Here is a 12,525-nt window from a genome sequence, read left to right on the forward strand (position 1 = left end):
AAAAGTACTGGTTACAACCTATTTTATTTAACCGGAATCTCCTTCAAAATCTCTAAAACAAACTTCCAATATTTTTGAACCGACGATATTTGTGCACGCTCATCTGGTGAATGCGCCCCTTTAATATTCGGGCCAAAACTAATCATATCCATATCTGGATAGTTAGTGCCAAGAATGCCACATTCTAAACCTGCGTGACATGCCGCAACATGAGGTTTTTCTCCATTTAAATCTTCATATAACTTCGCCATAACCTTTAAAATAGGAGAATCCATATTCGGTGTCCAACCCGGATAATCTCCTGAAAATTCAACCTCACAGCCTGTTAACTCAAAGGTTGCTCGTAAAGTATTCGCCAAATCTATTTTAGAACTTTCAACAGACGAGCGCGTTAAACAACCTATATGAATAGTACCATTTTTAACCACTACTCTAGCGATATTATTTGATGTTTCTACCAGTTCTGGAATATCGGCACTCATTCTGTAAACACCGTTATGAGCAGCATACAAAGCTCTGGTTAAACCTTCTTGAACTCCTAAATTCATAATCTTTTTAGGTGTTTCCGATTTAGAAATGGTAATTTCTAAATCCGGTTCCATCGTTTTTAATTCCTTTTTAATCGTATTGGAAATTAAAGCCATTTCTAATAAAAAAGCATCTTCATGTACAGCATCTATAGCAACAATAGCATTACTTTCTCGAGGAATGGCATTTCGTAAGCTACCGCCATCAATTTCAGAAATTCGTAATCCGAAATTTTCAAAACCATCAAATAGCACACGGTTCATGAGTTTGTTAGCATTTCCTAATCCTTCATGGATTTGCATACCAGAATGCCCACCTTGTAACCCTTTAACAGTAATTTTATACCCTATTTTAAATTCTGGAGTTTCTTCTTCTTTGTAACTTCTGGTAGCTGTAACATCAACACCTCCGGCACAACCAACACCAATTTCATCGTCTTCTTCAGTATCTAAATTCAATAAAATACCTCCTGTTAGCAAACCACCTTTTAAGCCCATAGCCCCCGTCATACCTGTTTCTTCATCAATAGTAAATAATGCTTCAATAGCCGGATGCTCGATATCTTTACTTTCCAGAATAGCCATAATAGTAGCAACACCTAACCCGTTATCTGCACCAAGCGTCGTACCTTTGGCTCTAACCCAATCCTCATCAACATACATATCGATACCTTGAGCATCAAAATCAAAATTAGTATCGTTATTTTTCTGATGTACCATGTCTAAATGCGATTGCATAACTACGGTCGTTCTGTTTTCCATCCCCGGAGTTGCTGGCTTTTTTATAATAACATTTCCAACTTCATCTTCAATAGTCTCAAAACCTAGATTTTCCCCAAAGTCTTTCATAAATGCGATAATACGTGCTTCTTTTTTAGAACCACGTGGTATAGCATTTATATCTGCAAATTTATTCCAAAGTTGTTTCGGTTGTAGTTGTCTTATTTCTGTACTCATAGTTTCACAAAATAGTATTTTGCAAAGATAAGTTTTACACACTATGATTAATAAACATTTGCTTATTTTTGAGTTATGCTAAAAAAGAAAAAAACGTTACTGGCATTATCGTTAATTCCACAATATGTATTTATAACGTGGCTATCCAACTACCCTGAGTTTGTAGAACGTTTTTATAGTAACGGATTTTATCCTTTTATTTCTAAAATATTTAGATATACTTTGGGTTGGCTGCCTTTTTCTTTTGGAGATTTAATCTATACTATTTCTATTATTTATATCGTACGATGGCTTTATATAAACAGAAAACGACTTAGAAAAGACACAAAACAATGGTTTATCGATGTATTTTCTACAATCGCAATTATATACCTAATATTTCACTTGTTTTGGGGATTTAATTACTACAGATTACCACTACATAAAAGTTTGAATATTGCTAATGATTATACTACTGAACAGCTAGTTTCTGTAACTGAACAATTGATTAAAAAGTCGAATAATCTTCATTTTATAATTACTAAAAACGACACAATTAAAACTAATTTACCTTATAGTAAAAGTGAAATCTTAAAGATGGCACCTGTGGGTTATAAAAATTTAAAACAAGTATTCCCTCATTTAGAATATAACCCAAAAAGTGTAAAAAAATCGTTATATAGTTACCCATTAACCTATATGGGGTTTAGCGGTTACTTAAATCCGTTTACCAACGAAGCTCAGGTTAATGGATTAATTCCTGCTTACAAGGTGCCTACAACAGCTTCACATGAAATTGCACATCAATTAGGTTATGCAGCCGAAAACGAAGCTAATTTTATTGGATGTATGGCAGCTATAAATCATGACGATATATATTTTAGATATACGGGGTATACTTTTGGGTTACGCTTTTGCCTAAATGAGATATACAGACGTGATGCTTGTTTATTTGAAGATATGGTTGCCGATGTAAATAAGGGGATTTTAAAAAACTATAAGGAAGTTCGTGAATTTTGGGAAGCACATGAAAACCCTACCGAACCTTTATTTAAATTATTTTATGGTAACTTTTTAAAAGCCAATAATCAAAATAAAGGCATGGAAAGCTATAGTTATGTAGTGGCTTTATTGGTTAATTATTTTGAGACTGAAAGTTTATAAATTTATTTTAAAGTTTAAACATACTTTTTACTTATTCTCCTTTAAATTAAAAAAGATGCTTATTTAAAATTAGCTTTTATTTTCATAAAAACGCGTACTTAGTTTTCAAGTATCAATTTATTTTCAAACTCAAAAGAAATTATGTAAAAACAATTACTTTTGTTTTATTCTTATGAAAGAAATAACAAGTACTCAGAATCCATATATAAAACAACTCGCACAACTAAAAGATAAGTCTCGCGAACGTAAAAAAAACGGTCAGTTTTTAATAGAGGGAGCACGTGAAATTTCGTTGGCTTTAAAAGGAAATTACAAGTTAGAAACCGTTTTATATTATCCTGAATTAATTTCGCAAGAACAACTTAACGAATTAACAAACCAACAAACTAATATTATAGAAACCTCTAAAGATGTCTACCAAAAATTAGCTTATAGAGATACTACTGAAGGTGTCTTAGCTGTTGCTAAAAGTAAAGATCATAATATTAATCATTTAGAATTTAGTACTAAGCCCCCATTAATTCTAATTGCAGAAGCTCCCGAAAAACCTGGAAATATTGGTGCTATTTTAAGAACTGCAGATGCTGCGAATGTAGATGCTGTTATTATAGCTAATCCAAAAACAGATCTATACAACCCTAACATTATTCGTTCTAGTGTAGGTTGCGTATTTACCAATCAAATAGCAACTGGTAACACTACAGAGATTATTGACTTTTTAAAAGAAAACAATATCGATATTTACTGTGCCGCATTACAAGCCTCGGTAGATTATCATACACAAGATTATACCAAACCAACAGCTATAGTTGTTGGTACAGAAGCCACTGGATTGCGTCATGAATGGCTCAAAAACTCGACTCAAAATATTATAATTCCCATGCAAGGTGAAATAGATTCTATGAATGTGTCTGTTGCAGCAGGAATTCTTATTTTTGAAGCCAAAAGACAGAGAAATTTTGAATAATTTGTCATTGTGAGGACGAAAGACGTTATAATCTCTTAATTTAAAGCAGGCATAATTAATAATCAATAAAATTAATTCAAAAGATTTTTACGCAGCGTTTAGACGTTTCTAAAAATGACACAAACATAAAATATGACAGATACAACTTTATTTTACATCATCATCGCTATATTGATTATCAACTTTATAGTTGATAAAATCCTCGATGCTTTAAATGCAAAACATTTTAAAGACAAACTTCCTGAAGATTTACAAGATGTTTATGATGATGTTGAATACAAAAAATCACAAAATTACAAAGCCACTAATTATAAGTTTGGCATATTAACATCGACATTTTCTATTCTTTTAACTTTAGGCTTCTTATTTTTTGATGGTTTTGAATTTGTAGATAATATTGCCAGAAGCTATAGCGATAGTCCGATAATTATTGCGCTTATTTTCTTTGGAATTATTATGATTGGTAGTGATATCGTTTCTACTCCTTTCTCTTACTATAGCACCTTTGTTATTGAAGAAAAATTTGGTTTTAATAAAACAACAGTTAAAACATTTATTCTCGATAAAATAAAAGGTTGGCTCATGATGGCCATTGTTGGAGGCGGTATATTAGCCCTTATTATTTGGTTTTACCAAGTTACCGGAAATCATTTTTGGTTATACGCTTGGGGATTAGTAGCTGTATTTACTTTATTTATGAATATGTTTTATTCAAAACTTATTGTACCGTTATTTAATAAACAAACACCTTTAGAGGCAGGGAGTTTACGAGATAAAATATCTGAATACGCACAAACAGTTGGGTTTAAACTTGACAAGATATTTGTAATCGATGGCTCTAAACGAAGTACAAAAGCGAATGCTTATTTTTCTGGGTTTGGTAGTGAAAAACGCGTCACGCTTTACGATACATTGATTAATGATTTAGAGGATGAAGAGATTGTTGCTGTATTGGCGCACGAAGTTGGTCATTATAAAAAGAAGCATATTATCTTTAATTTGTTTGCTTCTATTTTATTAACCGGCTTAACACTTTTTATTTTATCACTTTTCATTTCAAATCCATTATTATCGAATGCTTTGGGTGTAGAGATTCCTAGTTTTCATATCGGGCTGATTGCTTTCGGGTTATTATACTCCCCTATTTCTGAAATTACGGGGTTGATTATGAACCTATTTTCCAGAAAATTTGAATATCAAGCGGACGATTATGCCAAAAACACATATAAAGGAGAACCTTTAATTACATCACTAAAAAAACTATCTAAAAATAGTTTGAGTAACTTAACGCCACATCCTGCTTATGTGTTTATGCATTATTCGCACCCTACTTTATTAGAACGGATTACCAATTTAAAAAAATAGCAATAAACCTTCTACTAAACTTAAAAAGATTCCCTCCTGCGGGGAATAAAAATAAAAGCTTATCTTTGCCGCTTTCAATTCCTCAGAGAGAGGATGTGTTGCTAGAAGTTTAGGTTTTAAGTATGTCGATTCACTTCTTTATGTAACACTACATAGACATAATCGCATACATATACAAGAATGAGCACATTCCAAGAATTAGGTCTTAATGACGACTTATTACACGCTATTACAGATTTAGGTTTTATAAAACCAAGTGAAGTACAAGAAAAAGCCATCCCAATTTTATTAGAATCTGAAACAGATTTAGTAGCATTGGCACAAACAGGAACTGGTAAAACAGCTGCGTTTGGCTTCCCAATGCTAGAAAAAATTGATGTTAATAGCAGAACCACTCAAGGCTTAATTTTATCACCAACACGTGAGCTTTGTTTGCAAATTACCAACGAAATGAAACAATACGGTAAGTACTGTAAAGGTCTTAACGTGGTTGCTATTTATGGAGGGTCTAGTATTACAGACCAAGCTAGAGAGGTTAAAAGAGGGGCGCAAATTATTGTGGCAACTCCGGGTCGTATGAAAGATATGATTAGCAGACGTTTGGTTGATATTTCTAAAATCCAATATTCTGTTTTAGATGAAGCCGATGAAATGCTAAATATGGGTTTCAAAGAAGATATCACCAATATTTTATCGCATACACCAGAAGATAAAAACACCTGGTTGTTCTCTGCTACGATGCCGAGAGAAGTTGCTGCTATTGCTAAAAACTTCATGAGTAACCCACAGGAAATAACTGTTGGAAATAAAAATGAAAGTACGACCAATGTATCACACGAATACTATTTAGTAAATGCTAGAGACCGTTACCAAGCTTTAAAACGCTTATCGGATGCCAATCCAGATATTTTCTCGGTAGTCTTTTGTAGAACTAAACGAGATACACAAAAAGTAGCCGAACAACTTATCGAAGATGGCTATAGTGCAGGTGCTTTACACGGTGATTTAAGTCAGAACCAACGTGATTTGGTTATGAAATCGTTTAGAAACAAACAAATACAAATGTTAGTGGCTACAGATGTTGCCGCGCGTGGTATTGATGTGGATGATATTACACACGTAATAAATTACCAATTACCAGACGAAATTGAAACGTATACTCACCGTTCTGGACGTACAGGACGTGCTGGTAAAACAGGGGTTTCTATGGTGATTGTTTCTAAAAGCGAAGTGCGTAAAATAAAAAGTATTGAGCGTATTATTAAACGTCAGTTTGAGAAAAAAGATATTCCTGATGGTGCTCATATTTGCGAAGTGCAATTAATGTCTCTTGCGAATAAAATACATAACACCGAGGTTAATCATGAAATTGATAAGCATTTATCAAGTATTAATGCATTGTTTGAAGACACAGATAAAGATGAATTAATTAAAAAATTCTTCTCTGTTGAGTTTACACGTTTCTATAACTATTACCAAAAGGCTAAAAACTTAAATGTTTCTGGTGATGGCGGTCGTGATCGAGATGGTGGCCGTGATTTTGGTGGCAAATCTAATTCTACACGCTACTTTATTAATGTTGGTAGTAAGGATGGTTTTGATTGGATGAAACTAAAAGACTTCTTAAAAGAGCAGTTACAGCTTGGTAGAGATGATGTCTTTAAAGTTGAAGTAAAGGATAGCTTCTCTTTCTTTAATACCGAAAATGAACAAAAAGAGAAAGTATTAGCTTTCTTTACCGATTTTAAACATAACGGACGTTTTGTTAATGTTGAAGTATCTGAAAACCGTGGTGGTGGAAGACGAAACGATAGAAACCGAGGTAGAAAGCGTGATGACAGAAAAGGTGGAAGAAGACGTGATGAGAGAAGATCTGATTCTGGAAACAGAGGTGAAAGACGTCGTTCTGAAGGGTCTTCAAAACCAAGATATTCAAATTCTGACTCTAGCGGTAGTTCAAATACATTTAGGCCTAGACGTTCTAGACGTTAGTAATAGCTTACTATTTTTAAGAAGGTCAAAAGCCACCCCTTTGTCACCACCCTATGTTTGTAAAAGGATTGAATTTTAAAGAATTAATAAAAAAACTGCCTTCGGTTTTTACTCCAAAGGCAGTTAAAATTAACTAATATAAAAGCTATTTTAGTTATTTAAAATATTACCAACCAGCATTTTGATCTAAACTAGAGTTAGAAGAAAGCGCATTAAAATGAATTGGCAGAATGTAAAACTTATCGGTGATAGCAGCTAAGGTTATTTGCCTTACAGTACCTCCATTTGTATCCCAGTTAAGCTCAATTTCTTCTTTAAGCCTACCTGTTCTTTGGCAATCATAAAAATAATGACCTTCATAAACTAACTCCCATTTTCTTTCATTCCAAATGGCATCTCTTAAATCCTCTTTAGATATTGGTAAGGTAATTAATGGCTGACCAGCTCTTTGTCTTACTTGGTTAATCCCAGAAATTGTATTATTGTCTGGAGTTCCGTTTATTTCATTTAAAGCTTCAGAATGCATAAGTAATACATCTGCATAACGTAAATAAACCGTATTGTCACCATAATCTGTTGCTCCAAGAGCATTAATATCTGGATTATTATCATCACTAATAAATTTCCAAATATGAGGGTGAATAAAATTTCCAGACCCGTAGTTTACTACAACCCCATCATTATCAACATAACTAGTTAAATATGTAGTACTAAATCGGTTGTCTGAAGTGCCATTTGCATCTACCCACTGATCAAAGAAACTTTTATTAGAAAAAACTTGCTTCCAAGAATAAGGTGTAATATCGGATCCATTTATACCAGTTCTTGCTCCTAATTGTCCACCTTCACCTGTAACACCTGCTACACTAGATTCTAAATACTGAACAGAAAAAATGATTTCTTCATTATTATCATTTTCATTTTTAAAAATATCGGCAAAATTTGGTTCTAAAGAATAAGGACCACTATTAATTAAATCTTCACACTTCTCTACAACTTTTGCCCATTTAGAAGCATCTCCTTGATCTAAGGTCCCTGTTACGTAATTATATTGTAAACCTGCTTGTGTTAAATAAACTTTTGCTAAAAGAGCTGTAGCTGAACCTTTTCTAGCTCTTCCATTATCCACGCCGTTCGTAAATGTCGCCACTGGCAAATTAGATTCAGCAAATAATAAATCTTCTATTATAAAATTATACACTTCTGTTCTATCCACTTGTTTTAAAAATTGAGACTCATAAACAGATTCATCTGCGCCCTCTTGTGGTGTCACTGCATCCTCAATAGATTCTGGAACGCTGGTTACTAATGGTATATGACCGAACATTCTAACTGTATTGAAATAGACCATACCTCTAATATATCTCATCTCACCCAGCAACTGATTTTTCAAATCTTCTTCTAAAGAAGAATTCTCTAATACTGAGATTACTGAATTAGCTCGCCCAATAACTTTATAACCTTGCTCCCAAAGTGCCCAAAGACCTCCTGTATTATTGGTATAGGTTAATGTATTGAAATTTTGATTCCAAAAATGCCCCATAGAACCCGGTAGAAGCTCACACATAATAAATTGTTGATACCAATAATTATTGTTTTGTAAACCATCATAAACTCCAATAGCTCCAACAATAGCATCATTTTCTGTTTGAAAAAAGTTTTCGTTAGTAACACTTGAAAACACTTCTTCATCTAAAACATCATTACAAGAAAATAGTAATGATAGCGTAAGAGATAATATAAATATATTTTTCATTGTAAATAGTTTTTAATTAAAAATTAACTTGTAATCCTAAAGTAAATGATTGCGGAACTGGATAAGCATTTCTATCCACTCCAAACGAATCATTACCATTATTAGTAAATGTACCATCACCTGGTGTAGAATTAACATCTGGATCGAATCCAGAATATTTGGTAATTGTGAAAACATTTTGAGCACTAATATATAAAGATGCGTTATTGAAAGGACCTAAGGCTGGTAATGTATACCCCAAACGAATATTCTGTAGTCTTAAAAAGCTTCCATCTTCTATATTAAGTCTCTGTTGACTGTAAATTGTAGGCGCTGTAAGTCTAGGATACTTTGCGTCTGGATTAGTTGGTGTCCAATAATTATCAATTAAATCTGTTGACAAATTAGATCTTATTATCTCTGTACTTCTTAAATAAGTAGCCGTTTGGTTGTAAATCTGGTTTCCTTGAACACCATAAAAGAAAAGATCTAATGCTACTCTTTTATATTCAAAATTCAAACCTATTGCATAAGAAAAATCTGGATTTGGATCAAAAGTAACAACTTGATCATACCCATCAATAACATCATCACCATTTAAATCTACAGCTCGTTCGTCACCAATACTTGCACCATTAATTGGATTTCCGTTACTATCTGAATAAGCATCTAATTCTGCTTGATTTTGAATAATCCCATCACTTATATAACCTATTTTAGCTCCCAACGACTCTCCTACTTTCCATTGTTGAGTCGCATCTCCATCTAAACTTATAATCTCATTTTTATTAAGAAACAATTCTGTTTTTATATTTGCTTTAAAATTTTTATTGTTTACTAATTTTGTATCTGCAGAAATTTCAAACCCTTTATTTTGCAATTCCCCAGTATTTAACAATGCGTTAGCAAAACCAGAAGTTTCTACTAAGCTAACATTTAAAAGAAGATCTGTAGTTGTTTTTTCATAGTAATCTACCGATAGGTCAACGGTATTAAACAACTTAGTATCTAAACCAACATTAATACTTTCTGTTGTTTCCCATCTTAAATCTATATTGGCAAGTCGGCTTGCAGCCACTCCAGATTCAATAGCATCTCCCAATGGATAATTTGCTAATCCAAAAACTGCTAACGATTGGTATAACCCTATATTTTGATTTCCTGTTTTTCCCCAACCTACTCTAAATTTTAAAGTATTAATTGTATTTCTAGCATTTGCCATAAAATCTTCTGAAGAAACAACCCAAGCTCCAGATGCTGCAGGGAAAAACCCCCATTTATTTCCTTCTCCAAATCGTGAACTACCATCATACCTAACAGAAGCAGAAAGAAGGTATTTTCTATCCAAAGAATAGTTAACACGCCCTAAATAAGATAACAATTGCCACTTCGTTTTATTAGATTTTGGCGTTCCAAATTCACCTGCCGAATCAATATTATTATAACCAAAAGCATCTGTAAAAAAATCTGTTGCAGAAACAGAAAAATCTTCATAAACTTCTTCTTCATATGTTGCACCAGCAACTATATCTAACTTATGTTTTTCCTTAAAAATAGTATTGTAAGAAAAAATATTTTCATTTACAAGGTGAGACGTATTTCGATTTTCTATAGAAGCTCTACCATTTATCAATCCTCCAGTAATTGTTGTAGAAGGGTTATATGTCCCTTGTTTATAATTATTATAATTACCTCCTAAACTTGTTTTAAAACTAAAATTTTTGAAAGGTTTTATGGTTATATTAAAGTTTCCAATTATATCCCAATTTTTTGTTTCATTTTCTATTTCATTAACTATAGCTAAAGGGTTTTCTATACCTTCTGATCCAGGTAGGTTGTTAGCGGTATACGTGCCATCTTCATTATAAACAGGTAATGCTGGCGACATTTTAATAGCTTGGTTAATGGTTCCTGTACTACCTGAAGTACCAGTATTTTCTCCTGAGCTGTTTTTGTTTTCATGAGTAACAAATAAATTAACCGCCGTACTTAACCATGGTGTCACATCCATTTGATTTGCCAAGCGTATACCAAATCTATCATAGCTACCTCCTTTTACAATACCTTCATGATCTAAATAATTAAGAGAAACACTAGAACGGTTGGTTTCGCTTCCGCCAGAGATACTTATTTGGTGGTTTTTAATAAAACCTGTTGTGGTAATTTGATCAAACCAATCGGTTCCTTCTCCCACTGTTAATGGAGAAGGCCTAGATGGGGAACTTCCATTATAAAACACATCACTTGGATCTGCATTGCCTGCAATTTCCCAAGCTGTATGAAATTCTGTAAACTCTTGGGCATTCATTAAATTAAGGTCATTCCCTATACTTTGAGCAGTAAATCTTGTAGCGTAAGAAACCTTCATCTTACCAACTTTACCTTGTTTCGATGTAATTAAAATGACTCCATTAGCTCCTCTAGAACCATAAATTGCAGTACTAGAAGCGTCTTTTAATACTTCGATAGATTCAATATCTTCTACAGAAATATTATCTATATTAGATAATGGTATACCATCTAGTACATATAAAGGGGAAGAACTACTATTTACAGAGTTCTGCCCTCTAATAACTACCGATGTGCTACCACCAGGAGCAGCAGAGTTAGTTCTCACTTGCACACCTGTAGCTTGCCCTTGCAATGCATCTCCTATAGATTGAACTGGTCTTATTGTAAGTTGCTCACTACTAACAGATGCTATGGAACCTGTAAGATCACTTTTCTTAGCTGTACCATAACCAATAACAACAACTTCGTCTAGTTTAGCAGCATCTTCATGCATTACTACCGAAAGAGATTTTTGATTTTCGAATACTATTTCTTGGGTTTTAAAGCCAACAAAGGAAAATACTAATACTTGTCCTGAAGAAATTTGAAGTGAGTATTTCCCATCAAAATCGGTAACAGCTCCAATTATATCACCTTTCACTGTTATATTTACTCCAGGTAAAGGTTGTTTAGTTTCATCTGTAATTATTCCAGAAATTGTTTGTTGTGCCATTAAAGGGGCAAAACTAAAACAACACAGAAATATTGTAATTAATTTTAAATTCATAATTTGATTTAGGTTAAAGTTTAAGAGTTAATTATTTATTTTCTAAGATTAGAAGTTTTTTAATCTTCCATTTTAACTTTATATATTCTCTATAAAATATTTTTTTTCTAATTAAACCAGCCTTGTTCTTTTTAACCAGTTTTTAGAGTTTTATTCTATAATTAAGTAAATAAAATTATTGGAGTATTTAAAAAAACATACGTCTCTTATTAGTTGCAAACTTAACAACGCTTAGCAGTTATAAAGTCTCATTTAAAGGGCTTGTTTGTTGCAAAATGTTAGTTTTTTAAGGCGCAAAAAACGCTTAAAACCCCTTAAAAAACTAAAGATCAAGGTTTTGGAAAGAAAAAACTTATGCAACATATTTTTTGATTTTCTGCGTGTTAATTTATTAACAAAAACGAACTGAATTACCATACGACGAGCATTTGTAAATTAGCCCATTTCTTCTCAAAAAAATTATATTTTAAATTAAAAGAAACAGTACCTCTTGAGGATTAACTAATTAGCATTTAGGCAACTTTTTTTTCGTTTTATTTCATTACAATTTGTATGCTAAGACCCTGTAATTTTAAAAATGAATAATACCAATACTTTAATTAATAAAGAATTTCTTGAAACCAACTATTCTCGAGGCAGAGCCATAGAGGTATTTCGCTGGTTTCATTTTGACCTAAAAAGGTCAAAAACCGAAATTCTGTATTTAGATTCCCGTTTTCACGGGAATGACAATTTCAACGGAAACCCCGAGGCAGAGCCTCGAGGAATTCTTTTCGATTAA

The 12,525-nt window shown here is 32.9% G+C and carries 8 protein-coding genes; 5 read left to right on the forward strand and 3 right to left on the reverse strand.

What is annotated here, in order from left to right; translation table 11 throughout:
* Positions 1-23: 23 nt before the first annotated feature.
* Positions 24-1,484 carry an aminoacyl-histidine dipeptidase gene (locus tag Q4Q35_RS09740; RefSeq protein ID WP_303277781.1) on the reverse strand — a complete coding sequence of 487 codons (1,461 nt, stop codon included), beginning with the start codon at positions 1,482-1,484 and terminating at the stop codon, positions 24-26.
* Between the two features lie 75 nt (positions 1,485-1,559).
* Here Q4Q35_RS09740 and Q4Q35_RS09745 point away from each other — a divergent pair, with 75 nt between their 5' ends.
* From Q4Q35_RS09745 to Q4Q35_RS09760, 4 genes are all read left to right on the forward strand, one after another.
* Positions 1,560-2,627, forward strand: a complete 1,068-nt coding sequence (locus Q4Q35_RS09745; protein ID WP_303277782.1) for a DUF3810 domain-containing protein — start codon at positions 1,560-1,562, stop codon at positions 2,625-2,627.
* 172 nt (positions 2,628-2,799) lie between these two features.
* Complete coding sequence (locus tag Q4Q35_RS09750; protein WP_303277783.1) at positions 2,800-3,594, forward strand: TrmH family RNA methyltransferase; 795 nt, start codon at positions 2,800-2,802, stop codon at positions 3,592-3,594.
* 132 nt (positions 3,595-3,726) lie between these two features.
* The gene (locus Q4Q35_RS09755) at positions 3,727-4,959 is read left to right on the forward strand and encodes a M48 family metallopeptidase (protein ID WP_303277784.1); all 1,233 of its coding nucleotides are present in this window, start codon (positions 3,727-3,729) and stop codon (positions 4,957-4,959) included.
* Between the two features lie 180 nt (positions 4,960-5,139).
* Positions 5,140-6,951 (forward strand): DEAD/DEAH box helicase, encoded by a 1,812-nt coding sequence (locus Q4Q35_RS09760; protein WP_303277785.1) that lies wholly within the window; start codon positions 5,140-5,142, stop codon positions 6,949-6,951.
* A 166-nt stretch (positions 6,952-7,117) separates the two neighbouring features.
* On the opposite strand, the gene Q4Q35_RS09765 is transcribed toward Q4Q35_RS09760, so the two are convergent.
* Together Q4Q35_RS09765 and Q4Q35_RS09770 are read right to left on the reverse strand one after the other, a co-directional pair.
* Positions 7,118-8,707 carry a RagB/SusD family nutrient uptake outer membrane protein gene (locus Q4Q35_RS09765; RefSeq protein ID WP_303277786.1) on the reverse strand — a complete coding sequence of 530 codons (1,590 nt, stop codon included), beginning with the start codon at positions 8,705-8,707 and terminating at the stop codon, positions 7,118-7,120.
* 16 nt (positions 8,708-8,723) lie between these two features.
* The gene (locus Q4Q35_RS09770) at positions 8,724-11,744 is read right to left on the reverse strand and encodes a SusC/RagA family TonB-linked outer membrane protein (RefSeq protein ID WP_303277787.1); all 3,021 of its coding nucleotides are present in this window, start codon (positions 11,742-11,744) and stop codon (positions 8,724-8,726) included.
* A 577-nt stretch (positions 11,745-12,321) separates the two neighbouring features.
* On the opposite strand from Q4Q35_RS09770, the gene Q4Q35_RS09775 reads away from it, so the two are divergent.
* On the forward strand, positions 12,322-12,525 hold the full coding sequence (locus Q4Q35_RS09775; RefSeq protein ID WP_303277788.1) for a hypothetical protein: 204 nt from the start codon (positions 12,322-12,324) through the stop codon (positions 12,523-12,525).

It is taken from the genome of Flavivirga aquimarina (genome assembly GCF_030540835.1).
Classification (GTDB): Bacteria; Bacteroidota; Bacteroidia; order Flavobacteriales; family Flavobacteriaceae; genus Flavivirga; species Flavivirga aquimarina.

What these genes read in the sequence shown, in the direction of transcription:
- Q4Q35_RS09765 (WP_303277786.1), bottom strand. Translation starts at nt 8,707, where the DNA reads ATGAAAAATATATTTATATTATCTCTTACGCTATCATTACTATTTTCT.
- Q4Q35_RS09770 (WP_303277787.1), bottom strand. Translation starts at nt 11,744, where the DNA reads ATGAATTTAAAATTAATTACAATATTTCTGTGTTGTTTTAGTTTTGCC.
- Q4Q35_RS09745 (WP_303277782.1), top strand. Translation starts at nt 1,560, where the DNA reads ATGCTAAAAAAGAAAAAAACGTTACTGGCATTATCGTTAATTCCACAA.
- Q4Q35_RS09760 (WP_303277785.1), top strand. Translation starts at nt 5,140, where the DNA reads ATGAGCACATTCCAAGAATTAGGTCTTAATGACGACTTATTACACGCT.
- Q4Q35_RS09755 (WP_303277784.1), top strand. Translation starts at nt 3,727, where the DNA reads ATGACAGATACAACTTTATTTTACATCATCATCGCTATATTGATTATC.
- Q4Q35_RS09740 (WP_303277781.1), bottom strand. Translation starts at nt 1,484, where the DNA reads ATGAGTACAGAAATAAGACAACTACAACCGAAACAACTTTGGAATAAA.
- Q4Q35_RS09775 (WP_303277788.1), top strand. Translation starts at nt 12,322, where the DNA reads ATGAATAATACCAATACTTTAATTAATAAAGAATTTCTTGAAACCAAC.
- Q4Q35_RS09750 (WP_303277783.1), top strand. Translation starts at nt 2,800, where the DNA reads ATGAAAGAAATAACAAGTACTCAGAATCCATATATAAAACAACTCGCA.